Annotated in this window: 16 protein-coding genes; 7 read left to right on the top strand and 9 right to left on the bottom strand. The window is 45.5% G+C overall.

The window, feature by feature from the left end; translation table 11 throughout:
* Positions 1-60 precede the first annotated feature (60 nt).
* The 5 genes from G6053_RS08130 to G6053_RS08110 all read left to right on the top strand — a co-directional run bounded on the left by G6053_RS08130 (position 61) and on the right by G6053_RS08110 (position 8,069).
* Positions 61-3,207: a TonB-dependent receptor gene (locus tag G6053_RS08130; protein WP_165306121.1), complete on the top strand. Its 3,147-nt coding sequence runs from the start codon at positions 61-63 to the stop codon at positions 3,205-3,207.
* 18 nt (positions 3,208-3,225) lie between these two features.
* Positions 3,226-4,803: a RagB/SusD family nutrient uptake outer membrane protein gene (locus G6053_RS08125; protein WP_165306120.1), complete on the top strand. Its 1,578-nt coding sequence runs from the start codon at positions 3,226-3,228 to the stop codon at positions 4,801-4,803.
* A 7-nt stretch (positions 4,804-4,810) separates the two neighbouring features.
* Positions 4,811-5,878 carry a cell shape determination protein CcmA gene (locus G6053_RS08120; protein ID WP_165306119.1) on the top strand — a complete coding sequence of 356 codons (1,068 nt, stop codon included), beginning with the start codon at positions 4,811-4,813 and terminating at the stop codon, positions 5,876-5,878.
* Positions 5,879-5,972: 94 nt separating this feature from the next.
* Complete coding sequence (locus G6053_RS08115) at positions 5,973-6,953, top strand: glycoside hydrolase family 5 protein (protein ID WP_241254949.1); 981 nt, start codon at positions 5,973-5,975, stop codon at positions 6,951-6,953.
* A gap of 3 nt (positions 6,954-6,956) precedes the next feature.
* Positions 6,957-8,069 carry a glycosyl hydrolase gene (locus G6053_RS08110; RefSeq protein ID WP_165306118.1) on the top strand — a complete coding sequence of 371 codons (1,113 nt, stop codon included), beginning with the start codon at positions 6,957-6,959 and terminating at the stop codon, positions 8,067-8,069.
* 102 nt (positions 8,070-8,171) lie between these two features.
* On the opposite strand, the gene G6053_RS08105 is transcribed toward G6053_RS08110, so the two are convergent.
* From G6053_RS08105 to G6053_RS08095, 3 genes are all read right to left on the bottom strand, one after another.
* Positions 8,172-8,318 carry a hypothetical protein gene (locus G6053_RS08105; RefSeq protein WP_165306117.1) on the bottom strand — a complete coding sequence of 49 codons (147 nt, stop codon included), beginning with the start codon at positions 8,316-8,318 and terminating at the stop codon, positions 8,172-8,174.
* Between the two features lie 105 nt (positions 8,319-8,423).
* Positions 8,424-8,585: a hypothetical protein gene (locus G6053_RS08100; protein ID WP_165306116.1), complete on the bottom strand. Its 162-nt coding sequence runs from the start codon at positions 8,583-8,585 to the stop codon at positions 8,424-8,426.
* A 52-nt stretch (positions 8,586-8,637) separates the two neighbouring features.
* Complete coding sequence (locus G6053_RS08095; protein ID WP_165306115.1) at positions 8,638-10,194, bottom strand: fimbrillin family protein; 1,557 nt, start codon at positions 10,192-10,194, stop codon at positions 8,638-8,640.
* Between the two features lie 266 nt (positions 10,195-10,460).
* On the opposite strand from G6053_RS08095, the gene G6053_RS08090 reads away from it, so the two are divergent.
* Entirely contained in the window at positions 10,461-11,093 is a 633-nt protein-coding gene (locus G6053_RS08090; RefSeq protein WP_165306114.1) for a response regulator transcription factor, read from the top strand.
* Here G6053_RS08090 and G6053_RS08085 read toward each other — a convergent pair.
* On the bottom strand, positions 11,062-13,083 hold the full coding sequence (locus G6053_RS08085) for a tetratricopeptide repeat-containing sensor histidine kinase (RefSeq protein WP_165306113.1): 2,022 nt from the start codon (positions 13,081-13,083) through the stop codon (positions 11,062-11,064). The two genes, G6053_RS08090 and G6053_RS08085, sit on opposite strands and share 32 nt — an antisense overlap.
* A 467-nt stretch (positions 13,084-13,550) precedes the next feature.
* On the opposite strand from G6053_RS08085, the gene G6053_RS08075 reads away from it, so the two are divergent.
* The gene (locus tag G6053_RS08075; RefSeq protein ID WP_165306111.1) at positions 13,551-13,895 is read left to right on the top strand and encodes an immunity protein YezG family protein; all 345 of its coding nucleotides are present in this window, start codon (positions 13,551-13,553) and stop codon (positions 13,893-13,895) included.
* A 76-nt stretch (positions 13,896-13,971) separates the two neighbouring features.
* Here the strand turns inward: G6053_RS08075 and G6053_RS08070 are convergent, their stop codons facing one another.
* The 5 genes from G6053_RS08070 to G6053_RS08050 form a co-directional block, all read right to left on the bottom strand.
* The gene (locus G6053_RS08070) at positions 13,972-14,430 is read right to left on the bottom strand and encodes a hypothetical protein (RefSeq protein WP_165306110.1); all 459 of its coding nucleotides are present in this window, start codon (positions 14,428-14,430) and stop codon (positions 13,972-13,974) included.
* A 13-nt stretch (positions 14,431-14,443) separates the two neighbouring features.
* Positions 14,444-15,034 carry a CHAP domain-containing protein gene (locus G6053_RS08065; protein WP_165306109.1) on the bottom strand — a complete coding sequence of 197 codons (591 nt, stop codon included), beginning with the start codon at positions 15,032-15,034 and terminating at the stop codon, positions 14,444-14,446.
* Positions 14,953-15,339, bottom strand: coding sequence for a hypothetical protein (locus tag G6053_RS08060; protein WP_165306108.1), 387 nt, complete (start codon positions 15,337-15,339; stop codon positions 14,953-14,955). The genes G6053_RS08065 and G6053_RS08060 overlap by 82 nt, the downstream gene beginning before the upstream one ends.
* Before the next feature lie 42 nt (positions 15,340-15,381).
* Complete coding sequence (locus G6053_RS08055) at positions 15,382-15,942, bottom strand: DUF6266 family protein (RefSeq protein WP_108632571.1); 561 nt, start codon at positions 15,940-15,942, stop codon at positions 15,382-15,384.
* Positions 15,943-16,037: 95 nt separating this feature from the next.
* Complete coding sequence (locus G6053_RS08050) at positions 16,038-16,682, bottom strand: DUF6266 family protein (protein WP_108632572.1); 645 nt, start codon at positions 16,680-16,682, stop codon at positions 16,038-16,040.
* Between the last annotated feature and the right edge of the window lie 394 nt (positions 16,683-17,076).

Here is a 17,076-nt window from a genome sequence, read left to right as displayed (position 1 = left end):
TGTACATGATCAGATCTGTACGCCAATTATTTTATCAAAAATTTAAATAACCAATTTTATATGATCTCAAAGTTATTATCTAAGCCGATCGGTCTGGTCTGGCTTGTGAGTGCGCCTGCCTTGTTAACGGCGCAGGTTGCAAATAAAAAAGTGGATGGCATCGTCAAGAATGAGGCAGGTTTGGTATTGTCCGGCGTGTCGGTCAAAGTAAAAGACGGGACGGCCACCGCTGTGACCGATCGCTTCGGTCATTATCAGATCAATGCTGCTCCCACAGACGTACTGATATTCTCCTATATCGGTATGCAGACATCGCAAGTACCTGTCGGAAATCAGGCATTGGTCAATGTCACCCTGACTGCTGCTGCTACGCAGCTAGAAGATGTCGTCGTCGTGGGCTACGGTACCATGAGGCGTGCCGACGTCACCTCTTCGATCTCATCCGTAAGTGCAGAAGCCATAAAGGACCTGCCAGTTGCTGGCGCCGATCAAATGCTGCAGGGGAAAGTCGCCGGGGTAAGTGTGTCGGCTAATGGTGGCCAGCCCGGCGGAGGAATATCCGTACGCGTAAGGGGACTGACTTCCATCAATGGAAACGAACCGCTCTATGTGATAGACGGTATTATTGTCCCTACCGGAAAGAGCTCCATTGCACAGGATAAACTTGGCGGAATGGCCGGATCTACCTCCCAAAGCGGAATTGCAGGGATTAACCCCAATGATATTGAAAAAATAGATATCCTCAAGGATGCTTCCGCGCAGGCCATCTATGGTTCACGTGGCGCCAATGGCGTAGTACTGATTACCACAAAACGCGGAAAAGCCGGTGAAGGAAAAGTAAGCTATGATATGTATTATGGCGAATCAAAAGTCCCTACCCGCCTTGATCTGATGAACTTAAGCCAGTTTGCACAGTATAACAATCAGGTATTGCAGGAAATCAGTACCGTTACCGGAAATCCCTATGTACCTATCGGAGAATATCAGCGTCCGGAAGTCCTGGGCGAAGGAACCAACTGGCAAGATGCCATCTTTCAGAAAGGCAAGATGCAGAATCATCAATTAAGTTTTTCGGGAGGAAGTGAAAAGACGACCTATTATTTGGGTTTAAATTACTTTAAACAGGACGGTACGATCATCAACTCCGGATTTGACAGGTTGTCCCTGCGGTTTAACCTTGACCACCAGATCAAAAGCTGGCTGAAGGTCGGTATCAGCAGCAGTACCGCCCGCACCAATCAAAAAACCACATTGACCAACGGATCTGATGCCATCGTCAACGTTGCCGCTTTCAATAGTCCAGCCGCCCCGGTCTTTGGACTGAACGGCGATTTTGCACCACCGGTATCCATAGGAGGCTATGCTTTTGGCAACCCCGTCAATCCTGTGGCATTGGCGCAGCTGCGTCAAAATACAGGCGATCAGTTCAAAGCCTTTGGAAGTGTCTACGGAGAGTTGATTTTCACCAAGTTTTTAACCATGCGAAATGAGATCAACTATGACGTTACAAATGATAATAACATGTCCTTCCAGCCCTCCCTTTCCTCGGGCGGAACGACAATACTCGCGCCAAGTAAAATCGTCGAACAACGCAATCCCAGCTACTACTGGGCATTAAGGAATTACCTGAATTACAACCAGTCATTTGGTCAACATAACATCAATGCACAGATCGGACATGAAGCCCAGGCCTCCTATTATGACAATATATTGGCTTCACGGCAAAATCTGGCCCTGAATATACCGTCTATTGCAGCAGGCGAACAGGAAAACCAGGTCATCGAAGGAGGCAAAGGAGACTGGGCCATGGAGTCCTATTTCGTGCGGGCCGGTTACGCCTATGACAACCGCTACTCTGTTAACCTCTCACTGAGACGTGACGGCTCCTCCAACTTTGGACCGGACCGTAAGCTAGGCTACTTCCCTGCGGCCTCCGTGGGATGGACGGTTACAAATGAAAAGTTTGCCAAAAATCTCAAGGTATTGAATTACCTGAAAGTACGTGCCGGAGTCGGAGCTGTGGGCAGTTCAAATGTCGGCGGGGCAAGCTATGCAACCAATATCCGTCTATTCGCCACCGGCCCCTTTGGCGCGGGCGGCGTACCCGACAATGTCGGCAATCCGGCACTCGGCTGGGAATCTGTCACCACCTACAACGGTGGATTTGATGCCGGTTTCCTCAATGGACGTCTGGATGTCACCTTCGATATCTATAAAAAGATCACCTCTGACATGCTTATGGCAACTCGACTGCCCAAATATACAGGCATAGGGACGGAATGGAATGACATCAAATCGCCCAATGTCAATGCAGGCCGGATGACAAATACCGGATTTGACATCGGTATATCTTCTACCAATATCAATAAAAATGGCTTCACATGGAAAACAAACCTTGTGCTATCCCATTATAAAAATCGTCTGGACAAACTAAACAGCGACCAGGCCGACCTGATGCGTTATACGGAATATAGCAATGCCGTTATCCTGACCCGTACCGTTCCGGGAGGACCTATTGGCCGCTTTTATGGGTTTATTTCGGACGGTTTGTTTACTTCTGAAGATGATCTTCACAACCATGCGAATCAAGGCCAAGCTATTGGTTCAAAAGGCTTATGGCTGGGCGATGTCAAATATCGCGATCTCGACGGGAATAATGTCATCAATGATGGAGACATGACCTATATAGGAGATCCTAATCCAAACTTTACATTCGGATTAACCAACTCGTTCAAATATAAAGGATTTGACTTATCTGTATTCCTGCAAGGATCTCAAGGTAATGATATCCTAAATTATACCAAGAGATCATTGGAAACACCGGTCAATGTATACTGGAATCAATTGCAGACCTCATTGACAGATCGCTATTCCGAATTGTTCAATACCAATGGTACTGTACCCCGATACAATCAGTGGCATCAAGATAATAAACGTGTGTCAAGCCGTTTTGTCGAAGATGGCTCATACCTACGGATACAAAATATTACCCTCGGCTATAATTTGCCCGCAGCCTGGATCAACAGAATCAAAATGCAGGCCGCACGGATTTATATCTCAGGACAGAATATCTACACCTTTACAAAATACAGTGGATACGATCCAGAATTAGGTTCCTACAACAATGACGCGCTGATGCAGAATATTGACCTGGGCAATTATCCCAATCCGAGAACCTTTACGATCGGTGCTAATATAACTTTTTAAACCATTGAACAAGACATTATGAAGACAAAACTGATATACACAATAGTTGGCGGCCTATTGTTTTTGGGATCCTGTAAAAAAAGTTTTCTGGACAGGCCTTCACAGAATAATCCAACGTTGGATACCTATTATAATTCCGATGCCGAAGTAAGGGGCGCAACCGGCTATCTGTACAATACCGTATGGTATGATTACCAGGATAAAGCCTTCCATGCCATCGGCGAGGTGCTGTCGGGCAATATGTACACCGGTGATCCCGTTTACAACACCTTCTTGAATTTTACGGTATCCGGAACCGACGAACAGGTGAGCCGTTCCTGGTATTCATTTTATAAAGTAGCAGGAAACGCTACTGTGCTGATCAACACCTTTGAAGAAAAAATGAGCAAAGGCGGTGATCCCTCCTATCTAACGCAGGGAATTGCGGAGGCAAAGTTTATCCGGGCGGTCGCATATTTTTATCTAGCCCGGGTCTTTAAGGATGTTCCCATCGTCACCGACCCGGTCGCAATGGCCACGACGGGCAACTTTAATACACCACGGTATCTGCAAGCCGATGTCATTAAGTTTGCATTGGATGATATGGCTTTTGCAGAGGCCAACCTGAAAGATAACGATACTCCTGGACGAGTGACCAAGCTATCGGCTACGGGCATGATGGCCAAAATGTATCTCTACTTAAAAGACTACGAAAATGCGCGAAAGAAGGCGGAAACGGTCATCAACGCTAAAAAATACAGCCTATATCCCGATTATGGGAAGATGTTTACCGATCAGAGTGCCAATAATAATTCCGAGAGCCTCTTTGCCCTACAATGGGTAGCATCAGGGGGATACGGTGTAGGCAATCCTATCCAGGCCTATGTAGGTCCCGAGCCATTATTGAAAGAAACCACCGGAGCCGGATGGTCCGCTATTATCCCGTCAATCGACCTATTGGACAGCTATGAAGTGGGCGATAAGCGCAAAGGCTGGTCCATTATGGAGCAGGGATTTCATCGGGATGACTGGAAAAATTCGGCCTTTCCGAACGGCTTTACCTATGATACCACATGGACAAGCTCCAATGACAATGCACGGAAGATAAAAACAGGTACCCGTTCCAATGCGCTGAAATACGTGGTCGGTCCGGGCGGCGGCGGTCAGGATGTTAATGGTACCTCTACGAGCATCTGTACCTACATCTTGCGCTACGCCGATGTATTACTGATCTATGCAGAGGCCGTATTGGCTGATCAGGCGCAGAGTACGGATGCAAAAGCACTGGCCGCTGTCAATGACGTAAGACACCGCGCCGGACTGGGTACCTCACGCGACCTGACCGTATTGACCCCAGCGAATATATTACATGAGCGACGGGTAGAATTTGCATTTGAGGGAGATTATTGGTTTGACATTCAACGCCAAGGATTTACGAAGGCCAAACAGCTGGTGGAAGCGCAGGAAAGAGGCACCTATAGTGCCTTGGGCAAGCCATTGGTGGATCACCTCAGCGTGACGCTCAGCAGTGAAAGCAAGTTATATCTTCCGATCCCGACAACCGAGGTGGTCAACAATCCAGAGCTGGCCAAACCCGCTGTTCCTTATAAACCTTAATATTATAATGAAAAAAATTATGAAGACCTTATATCACTACGTCTGCATCCTCGCAATAGCCTGCTTTGCATTTGTTTCCTGTAAAAAAGACTATAAGCTGTCACCATCAGGAAATCCCCAGGCTGATCCATTGGAAGTAACATCCGGTGCTCCGGGTACGGTAATCGTACTGACCGGCCAGGGGCTTGCGGGTATGAAATCCATTATTTTTGAAACGGGAAATGTTCCTGCCGGCTTCAATCCAGCTTTTAACAATGACCATGCGTTGGTATTCCGTGTACCGGATACAGCGGCAGCAGGACAGCAGGACATCATCCTGACCAATATGTTGGACAAGCAATTACGGGTTCCCTTCAATGTCACCCCGCTACCTTCCGTTGCCACAGTTTCAGACTACAACTTTACCCCCGCGGTCACCCAGCTTAGCCTGAGCGGCAACTATTTAAATGATGTAACGGAGGTGACCCTGACCGGTACGGATGCAAAGGCCACCATCGTGAGCAAAAGTCAACGTCAGCTGGTGGTGACCCTACCGCAGACAGAAGTCAGCAGAACAAAACTCGATATCAGAAGCCAAGCCGGAGAAATTACGACAACGCAGGAGTTTGTCAACGTTGATCAGGCTTTCAGACTCTTTACTGATTCCTATCAAAATGGTTTTGAAGGCTGGGGCTGGGGAGCAGTAACAATTAGCACGGCAACCTTTAAGTCGGGAAATGCATCCTCAAAAATGGTTTACGGCAAAGGAAGCTGGTCTGCCAATGGCATGGCCAACTGGGGGGACGGCATGGCCAAGAATGCCGACCTAAAATTCCTTTCATTCTGGATCAAAGGCGGTTCGCAGGACTATACCCTTTTTCTTACCAGCGATGGACGCGCTGCGGGCTTTGGAAATGCCGATCGATCCACCCCCATCCGTGTGCCGGCAGGCGTATGGACCTATGTCCGCCTGGATCTCGCGGATATAGGTCTCTGGAGCAAAGGCAATGCCTTCAAACAGCTCGGTCTATGGATCGAGGGACCAGATGCACAGGATGAAACGTTCTATTTAGACGACGTAATTTTCTTTAAATAGCAGGTCAAAATCATTATTGCAGCGGCATTTGGTCCCGATCAAATGCCGCTCAGTAAAAATCGTCGATTATTCGGCGACCTAGCACCCATTACAAATGATGAAGCATATAAAAATTTTTACGGTAGCGGTGATCCTATGCCTGCTCCATAAAAGCGGAATTTCCCAGACCGCAGTACAAAGGCATGGAAGCCTCAGTATAAAACAAGGAAAAATAGTGGACCAACACGACAAGATCGTCCAATTGCGAGGCATCAGTTTCTCCTGGAGTATATGGGGCGGCAAAAAGTACTATACCCCAGCAGTCGTTGACCGGCTGGTCGACGATTTTAAAGTCAACCTGATCCGTGTTGCGCTAGCCGTGGAACCGGACGGTGGCTATCTGCAATCTCCTGAAGAGCAATTCACACTGATCAAGAACGTTGTAGACCGGGCATTGCAGCGTGGCATCTATGTCCTGATAGACTGGCACGACCACCATGCCGACCGCAACATCAATCAGGCGAAAGCTTTCTTTACCCGGATGGCACAGCAGTATCCGGATCATCCACAACTTATCTATGAGATCTGGAATGAACCCGAAAGAACGACCTGGCAAGTGGTCAAGTCCTATGCTGAGGAGCTGATCCATACGATCCGGAAGGATGCCAAAAACAATATCATTGTCGTCGGATCTCCGCATTGGGATCAAGATGTGGATAGTGTGGCCAATGATCGGATTCAGGGCTTTAATAACATTGCGTATTCTTTTCATTTCTATGCGAGCGATCCGAATCATCAGGAGCAGCTGAGAGACCGTGCTCAGAAAGCAATCGATCAACAATTGCCGCTGTTCATTACCGAATGGGGTGTAGGAGAAGCCGACGGCAATGGCCAGTTTGATCTGAAAAAGACGAAGATCTGGCTCGACTGGATGGAAAACAATCAACTCAGCTGGGCAAACTGGAATCTGACGGATAAGGACGAAACAACCGCTTTGCTTAAACCGATGGCTCCCCTGCATGGCCATTGGAAGAAACAGCATCTTACCCCGGCGGGGCAATATATCAAGGCGCAATTGAGAACACTTAACCCCTAAAGCATGAGAATCCTCTTATTTGTTAATTTACTCATGCTGGGGCTGCAGAGCTGGGGGCAGCAGCAATTGATTGATAAAGATGCAACGGTACAAACACAGGCGCTGTATAAAAACCTCAAAAGATGGGCTGGCAGTCATGTATTGTTCGGCCAGCAGGATGCTACAGCCTACGGACATGGATGGCAGGGCGATAAAGACCGATCGGATGTACAATCGGTCACCGGTTCGCATCCGGCTGTCATCGGCTTCGACTTTATGGGTTTTTCAGGTCAATCTCCCAAAGCCATTTCCGAAAATCAGCAGCTGCTCCTGCAACAGGTCAGCGATACATACAACCGTGGTGGCATTACGACCATTTGCTGGCATTTTAACAATCCGGTTTCCAATGATGGTTTTTACTGGAACGACTCCACATCCATAGCGGCGATGGCCGCCATTAAACCGGGCGGCACACATCACCGGCACTATAAAAAACTGCTAAAATCCATAGCGGCATTTGCACAACGTGCTAAGGGACAGGACGGAGCAGCAATACCTATTATTTTTCGTCCTTTCCACGAATTTGACGGAGACTGGTTCTGGTGGGGAAAAAAATATACCTCGCGCGAAGATTTTATAGCCGTCTGGCGATTTACGGTAAGTTATCTCCGGGATCAATTGAAGGTACATAACTTTATTTATGCCTTTTCGCCCGACTGTCAATTTAATTCCGAGCAGGATTTTTTGGAACGCTACCCGGGCAGTGACTGGGTAGATATCGTTGGAATGGATAATTACGCAGATTTTGGCCGCGATGGCCATTATGATCTACCGGCAGCGGTCCATAAACTCAAAATCTTAAGTTCTTTTGCGGAAAAGAACGGTAAAATTGCCGCATTAACCGAAACAGGTCTGGAATCCATTCCCAATCCACAATGGTGGAACGATGTATTGCTGAAAGTGCTAAAAACAGCGGGCGTTAACATGGCCTATGTATTGGTATGGCGCAATGATAAGGAAAGTCCGACACACTATTATGCCCCTTTTCCCGGGCAGGCCAGTGCGGCAGACTTCCTAAAATTTTACCAGGATCCATTTACCTTATTCGAAAAAGATCTAAAACAACCCTATCAATAAGCCCAATAAACAAAGAGGGCTATTTGCGCATAAAATCAGATAAGATTTTTTTGCTTAACCTAAAAAAATGCTAGCCCCCGGATGTCAAGGGCTAGCATTTTTTTAAAACTTCAACACATAACTTTTCCCCACTTGTGTACGGATTGTTTTCACTTGATCCTTATACTTGAGTTTGCAGGTTCCTCCTTTCCGGGCAAGCAGTTTTACCTCTTTTAACTGCCCCTTGTCCCAAGTAAAAAGGTCGGACATAACGACTATTGCTTACAATACGATGAGCATTGAATGTGGTTTAAAAAAAAGACTGGCCCCGCAAAATAACGGGCCAGTCTTCAGAACCATAGCGCTACACCAACATTACCAGTTGATCAGTCGATTGTCGTCATCGGCTTTATCCCAGGATTCCTGCGGATCGTTGGTCGTGTTTGCCGCCGAACCTGCGGCGATGCCCTGCTCCAATATTACTTCCATTGTTTCAATGCGTGGACTTATATAAATTTTTCGTTCTATATTTTTCATGATATGATCAATTTTTCATTGTTTTTACTAACGGACTTAATTCTATCGGGAGTTATGGACAAGCAATCTTTTTTCTACCGCTTCCGGCGCCGACCATTTTCGTCGCTCCCTGTACTATCTGCGTAATTTTTACCGTATTGGATGTAGAGTTCCATGGCACGGTGTTGAAAGAGCCCAGTGTCAGCTCCAACGGATATAATGCTCCGCCATTGCTTTTGCTGCCATACATGGATACCTCACCGGTGCGGCTTATGACCACGCGGATAACCGGATTGGCTGCAGTACCGGTCAAGCTGTAGACCTGGGGCACTGTGCCTCCTTCCGTATTGGTTCCACCATAAAGACTTCCGTCCGCAAAACGTACATTACGCGGTGCAATGGCAATGCCTGCCTCAAACTGAATCTCCTGTGTCGCCAATTTTTGGCCATTTACTTCCATATTAAAGGAATTATCCAGTTGCTGAATATCAAACACAAATCCATAATCAGCACCGGGCGCAGTTAACTCTTTGGTCACTACATATCCGGCTGGCCGCGTCACTCCATCGACAATGGCACCTGATCCCGAAGCCGGATAGGTCCAGTTTAGATCAGCTCCGCCAGTCACTGGTTGTGTACAGGTTTTGAAGTTCAGGTTGAGGTTATACCGCTGGCCCGGTACAATGTTTAAACCTCCCACAGATACATTGTTTTTCGTTTCGCCATCAATGGTAATCGATCCAAACTTAAAGACTCCGTTGGTTGCCCCCGGATGGATCAACAGTGTCGGTGTACTGGAGACAGTACGTAGGCCGGCACCCAATGTGGGGAATACAACATTAGCCGTCGTGGTAGATCCATTGTAGGTAATTGTACCGTCAGCCAATTTTAGATTTGCGCCTGGATGTGTGGGGTCAATCGTCGTCGTTCCCAGAGCGGTAATGGCCCCCGTCATTTCAGTCGCCATGCTCAGGTTGGTCGTGACTTCACTGTACTTATGTTTGAGGATCACATCGAGGTTGTTATCACCTGAGTGGACCGTTAGATCTTTCCTGAAATACATCAGATCGGCACTGACGTTGTCCAAGCTTGCATTGGCAAGATCTGCCTGTGCTGTTACCGCAGGAACTGTCGCGGTACTATTGACCGAATAGGCCACAAAAGTATAGGTCTGTTCTGCATCCAACGCGATCGCAGCCGTATTGTCGACTGAATTGGTATAGGTCTTTTCGGTCACATAATCTCCTGCGGCGTTGTACACCACGACTTTATACTTGATGTTATCTGCCAATGGTGTCCGCTCTTCAGTCGCCGCAGCACGGCTACCGGACGATGCCCGCAACAGGCTGCCATTTGTCACGGACGGCTCGCTGGTCAATGTGGCTTCAAAAGAACTTGAATTTGTCAAGGGGATCACCACCGTCTGGGCGGACGCAGCGCTGCCACCCTTACCTGCTTTTTTGGTGGTGACGACAGGGTTTTCTACGCCGAGTAACTGAATACTCACGCTGGCTTTGCCGCTTGCCGCTACACTGTCCTTGCTTTCTTTACAGGAATAAATGGTTGTACAGGCTAAGGCTGCAAAGGACAACATTCCCACGCTGCCAATACTTCTAAATTTCGATTTCATGTTAATTAACATTGATTTGAGACTATTTACTTTTCTACTTATTCTATGCTTCAACCGTACGTAAAGAGATGTCCGGGAATTTGCCGCAAATCAACTACAAACAAATGCGATTATCAATTAACAGGGGGTCGGATAGCAAATTTTTGCTATGCTTTTAGAACCATATAACAAATTTTTGCTACGAAAACAACACGATAAATCAGCAGTAAATAAAAAGAAATGTCAATTAAATAGGTAACTTTGGATTCCTGAACTCAAAATGCGCTATGTTGACAAATGATTCACAACTTGCTGTTATCTTAGATGATCATGGTCTATTTGCCACATCTTTTTCCTTACTTTTAGAAAAGTACGGCCTCTTTCATTTTGTAAAATCATTTGACCGTAAGGATGACTTCCTGCGGTTTTTAGCATCATCAGGTACCCAAAAAATCTATATTTTTTTAGATTACTACCTATCAGAAGAAACTGGGCTTTCCCTCTTGCCTGAAATAGACCGGTTGAATAAAAATGCGAAGACGATTTTTTTGACCAGCGCGCTCTCGCCACTGCTTATTCAAACATTGAAAAATTATAATCCCGATGGAATTTTAAGTAAGTCCTGCAATCTTGACACCTTAAAATCATGCCTTGCTTCGGTCCGCTTAGATCAGCATTTTATTGATCCGTTTTTTGAAAAGCTGCTTGAAAACCATCAGTCCACCACGGTCAGATTTACGCCGCGCGAAATTGAACTTTTAAAATATTTCGCCCGTGGAGATAGCATTGCCAAAACAGCCGAAAAATTATTTTTGAGTTCCCACACCGTCGTGGCCCACAGAAGGAAAATGATGGCCAAGATAAACTGCCAGTCCATCACACAATTAATTACATTTGCCCGGGAACACGAAGTGATCTAATATCTTGTATATGTCGTCCATCGGTAGAGCGGTCCAGTTCAAATCGGAAAATGGATCCCTGCCCTTGTCGGCTCTCGATTAAAAGTTCACTGTGACTTAGTCCCAGATAATAACGGCAGAGCTGCAGTCCGATACCATACCCTTTTTCATTTTTTGTTCCCCGGTGGCTGACAGGTTCAGTGACAGTGGATAAATTTTCCTGCACCTGTCGGGACATCCCCACCCCCGTATCAATGACACTAAACGTAATACGATTGTTCTGATCGTTTACCGCCGCCCTTAACGTGATCTGATTATCCGGTTTACAGAATTTGATCGCATTGTCAACCAGATTGCGAAGAATAATCATGACGACCTCGGCATCAGCCAACGCCTTCAGGCCCTCGTCACATTCCATCAGCAGTTTAATTTTCTTTTCCTCCAGACGTTTTATGTATATACCATGAATCTGCCGGAAAATATCCATGACATCAAATTCACTTATGACCAGATCCGATGCGTGGAGATGTTGATTGACCCAGAGCAGCAAGTTCTCAATTAGATTGATCGTGGAATCAAATTCCTCACTATTGTAGGAAAGTAATTTTTTAATTTCCTCCGGCGGCACAAGTCCATCCCTGATCAGCATGAGGATACGGTTTAAATTATTGATCGGGGCGCGCACATCATGCGTCACCAACGCTAAAAGAGACTTTTTGAAATTATCCGATTCTTCCAATAAGGCATGCTGCTCTTCAATAAATTCATTTGTATTGCGGAGCGCCTCGTTGGCTTTCCTTTTGTCTTTCACATTTTTCACCAACAGAACCGCAATGACCAACAACGAAACAATCAGCACGGTGGCCACCAGCAAAATGTAATTCCGTCGCAAAACTTTGGCACGATACAGGGATTCTAGCTCATTTTGTTGCTTTTTAAACTTAAATTCCTCTTCATTCCGTACCAGCTGTTCTTTGTTATCGGCACTATAGAGCGAGTCCGATGCGGATTTATATTCTTTATAAAAGAAAATTGCCCTGGATAGTTCCTGGTTTTTTTCCAGCATCGTACCAAGCCGGTTCGCAGCGCTTTGTATATAATACAACTGTTTATTCTGCTTGGCCAACTCATAACATAATTCTGAATAACGGATGGCCGCATCCACATGGTCCATACGCAGATAGCATGTGGCAAGATTGTCCAGCAATCTCAAATATTCGGTCTGCTCGCCCGTGGATTCAAGGGTGGCTTTGGCCTTCAGGTAGTAAGACAACGCATGATCCCAATCTTTCTTTTCCATATATAAAGACCCCAATGACTGGAGCGCGTTTCCGATGGCTTTGTAATTCTTATTTTTTTCAGCCAGGTTTAAAGATTGATCATACAGCTCTTTGGCATGTTGCAGATCATTTTTATGTAAATAGAGATGGCCGATATTTCCGAGAATAAAGGTTGACCGGGAGGAGTCGCCCAATGACTCGTACAGCCTGAGACTCTCCCTATAATATAAAATAGCGTTATCATCCTTGTGCTGGTAATGGTAGACCATTCCCATATTATGAATAGCGTGCGCCTTTATCAAGGGCAAATGGTAGCTATCGGCCAGTTCGATAGCCAGGTTTAACTGTTTGAGTGCCTCGGTATGGACACCCAGGGCAATATAAGGCATTGCCAGATTACTTAATATTTTGGCTTTCCGGCCATGGTCGTCCTCCTCCGTGGCAATCGATATGGCCTGATTATAATACGCAATGGCTTCACTGTACATCCCCTTCTCATAGGCCCCGATCCCAAGATTTCGGAATGCATCTATTTTTCCGGTCCTGTATCTTATGCTGTCACTCAGCGCAAGCGCTCTCCTGCCCAGTATCATGGTCGAATCCGGAAAACTGGACCAATGCGCATAAGCCTTCAAGTTGAGCCTATTCACTAATGCGGTATCCTGTAATCCAGCATCGGCATCACTTTTATGATCAGGAGAGAAACATGAAAAATTTAATACGATTAACATCAAGAGCGTTATTCTCCTGAATACATGACACTGTTTACCTTCCATTATAAATAGTAATATGAATGCTGTAATGCGTTTTGGCTGACTTATTCCGCTCAAATTTAAATCATTATTCCAACTTCATGAAATTATATTATCCTAAAGTTGACCGGCTTTGACATAAAAAGATATATACCAATACAAATTTTTCTAGATCTCATGTGAATACTACACGCACTTGTGCGAGCTCTATCCTATTTCAAGCCTTATAGCGACGACAAACGGACTACTTTAGGTAATTATGAGATCAAGCAATATTTTTCTGCCTCCAAGGCATTGATAGTCTGTTTGCTGGCACCGACCAAGTCCGCCAATTGCGCTTGCGAATAATTTTTCATTAACCGATGTATCCTGATAGGTTTAAGTAATACAGCGAATAATCACTACATTTATATGAGATCAAAACATTGCCCCAAATTATTAAAGAGATGAAAACAATCGACGAAATATACTATGCTATTGCCGATAATATAAAAGCTGTCATCGGAGAAGAATGGGTCTCTGCGGAGCTGAAAATAGAAACCATTGGGACTATGGTCAGTTTTACTGGCGAGTATGCGGATCTAACTATGAATAAAAAACAAATCAACGTGGATGAATTCGATTTCCAGCTGACATTTGACATTCTTGAACTTCACTGTATTACCACAGCAAATGAAAGCAACAAATGGAACAAGGCTACCGTCCATTTGACATCGGCAGGAAAGTTTAGTATGGAGTTTTTGTGGGATCAACGCTACTATGACGAAATAGATCGTTTATCAAAGCAATAAAATAGGCTAGGGAATTACGACCTAGCCTATAAAAAATACAATAAATCTAATGCCTAAGGTAATTGGACAACCATTTTCAGGGCAAGAAGGTTTTGAAAAATTTTCTAAATCTCCAGCCGAGCAGAAGAACGGTCGCTCCTATAAAAGTGATTAACCAAAGATTTGGGATCGTCAATGTGCTGCGTTTATCTCTGCTTGACCTTAACTCGGTTTGCAAGCTCCTTTCACTAGCTTGGGAGGAAAGTCCATTTTTGAGGCGTGTAGTCACTTTCGATTCCAGCATAACAAGTTGTCCCTGTTGTCCGATGAATCCACTATCCGGATGAAAACGATAACTGCTATCCGTCCAAAAATACCACAAGCGGGAAAGCGTATCCTGCCGGAAAGTATACAGCCGTTGACGCCGTTCGGTATGCTGCCAGTCTATTTCAACTTCTTCTCGTTTATTGCGCTTTTTATGATCATATAGCTTGCAGGAAATCAGGATAAGCAGCCCAATAGAGACACATAAAATTTTGATTCGCTTTATTTCCATAATCACCATCCTTTCAATCCAGCCAATTTGAAAACGCGTAAATAGCCAATACAGCGCGTCGCTTGGATACGACCCGATTCGCCACGTTTCCCTCCACGGTCAGTATCCAGTTTCGCTCGATCTTTCGAACGATGCCCACATGGTCAATGCGTGCGAGCTGCCTATTGTAGATCCCAAAGAGGTCAGCTGGCCGGATAGCATCCCCCTGTATCTGCCGCTGACTATAACGTCGGGCCTTCGGAAATAGGGCCGGACTCCAAGCATTGCTTGGTACCGATCGGCCTGCTTTGCCGTAACACCACGAGACAAATGCCGCACACCAAGCATAGCCTTTTCCGAGGCCGGTATAAGTCAGATATTCTTCGACACGTTTGCCATCATTATTTCCGGTGGCTTCACGCATGCCGATCTCCTGCACAGCGATATTCACAATGTTTTCGCGAAAATTTTCTGTTCGATCCGCATGCCCAGGTCTGGCCCCCATAGCCATAGATCTGAGTTGATCTTCTGCCACTTCTCGCTTTATAGCAGAATTGTTAATACCGCCAAAAAAGAGAACAGCGACAGAAAGAACACCGAAAAATAGATAATGCATTGTTGCCATGATGTCAATTGATTAAAGTGATAACTAAAATTTTCCCGAAAGAATTTGAATGGTTGCCAAAGGATTTCCTGTAGCCAGTAGCAGCAGTAGATCGCCAGCAATCCGGCCAAAATTCCGAATAGCAGTACGGACAATATGCCAATATCCAATACACCCGCAGTCGGATCTATTGCCTGGAGCAAAAGACCTGCTGAAATAAAAAATACAAGCAGACCAGCCAGCACAATGCCGAGCAGCTGTCTATTTGTTAGCGGCCAATAGATATCCTCGATATCGGAGGCCAGTTGTTTTTGTATTATTTTCATTGATTATTTAAATAAGTTCATCTATAATTCTATGGCTAGCAGCTATTCAAATAGCCCTAAGTATTGACTATTGGAAAAATTGGTTTTGTCTCTATCATGTACAATCAGGTACAGATGTACCGGCAGTTCTTCCATTCCTTCCGGTAGTTCCATTTGTAGTTTCCCCTGATGCCGAAGCACTGGTTCTTCATTGATCGCCGCCAGTTCATGCATTATAGCATAAGCACATAGAATAATACTGTCATCCCATTCATCGCATCTGACCTTGTCCGTTACCGGATCCCAAGCGAGCAGAATAGCTGCTCCCAGACGCTCAACGGAATAGACCCTCAGAGGAGTCTTCACGCCAGCACTCAGTTTCGCTTTTGCAGGGTCAACTTCAATATTGGGGTACGTACCGACCATGGCCCCCTGTAATATTGCGGACATCGCCCTGCCGATAGGCGTCTTTCTATTTTTATTCTTTCGCGATGTATAACCCATCTGTAGGATATAATTCACTGGGTTGAGAAATTTTCTTGCTTTGGTGAATTTCATGCGAACGGTTTCTGTTCCATTCGCAACAAAAGCCCTTCTTTCCTTTTGTTTCGTTAGTATTTTCATTTTATATATTATTAGTCCCTTTTTATACAAGCTTAAATCATCACAATGTACTATAGTATGACCGGTACCTGGTACCGGCCATAACCTATCGTTTTTTAAACCAGGTCTAACTCACCCAAATAGTTTGTCCGACTGATTCGCTTGTTCTTTCGATCCGCAAAGAAGAGCCACAGCTGTCCTTTACCGCCTAAAAAGTGTTCTGGCAGTTCGATATCTACCGTTCCCAAGCCCCGCGTTGGAGGCTCGGGAGCCGTCAGGAATTCGTCCAGCTCCGGATGGTAGAGTAAGATGTAAACATTATCGTCCAATTGCCCCTTTTGAATAGCAATCGCCTTATTTGTCCAGCTGATCATCAACATTCCAGCAGCGACCTCCGCTTTCACCTTACCGCCGGGCTGCAGACTTCCCTGCGAAATTTGTACCTTAGCATAATCAAGCATAAAGTTGGGGTACGTACCCACCACAGCAGTCTTGATATTGGCCTGCAACGCTGCATTTGTCGGCGTCATCGTATCCGCATTGATCTGCGAAAAACCTACCTGCACAAAAGGTGCGATAGGCATAATAAATTTGGCAATGGTATAGAAGCGCGCCTGCTGTATCAGTTGCTCTTCTGTTGCGGGCTTGTTGCTCTTTTTTGAAAGCCCACGGATATAATCAATACTTTTCCAGCTAGCTCCTATTACGGATCCAGCCTTACCGCTAAATCCACCATTTGCACCTTTTCTAATTGTTCCCATGTTATTATTTTTTAAAGTTTAACACATGTAAAAACTTGATTTATACCGGTATATCATGCTTTACAGCAACAAACATAAAATCGATAATTGGCAAATTCAAGGTAGGAAATCGGATAGTCCGATCGCTGTCCTGGCCCTATTTTCCAAGGGATTCACAGCGCGTACAATTGTCCGTTTACTGTCCGGGGCAAAAAGATCTTTGTAACCTTGTCCATCAGGCATCATCCCGATGTTGCTTCAATCCCGCTTCGGGATTGGCCCGTATCAGGTTTGGCATTTCTATCCGGCCTGTCTACTTATTCCCTACTGTTTTCCTACTCTTTTAGTAGGGAATTAGTGGAGGATATGTAGCGGAATATCGCAGTGATTGCGAATATGGTATGAAGCAGAAGCG

The sequence above is a fragment of the Sphingobacterium sp. DR205 genome (genome assembly GCF_011064245.1).
Lineage (GTDB): Bacteria > Bacteroidota > Bacteroidia > Sphingobacteriales > Sphingobacteriaceae > Sphingobacterium > Sphingobacterium athyrii.
The sequence above is the reverse complement of the archived record's forward strand: the minus strand, read 5'-3'. Positions and strand labels throughout refer to the sequence as shown.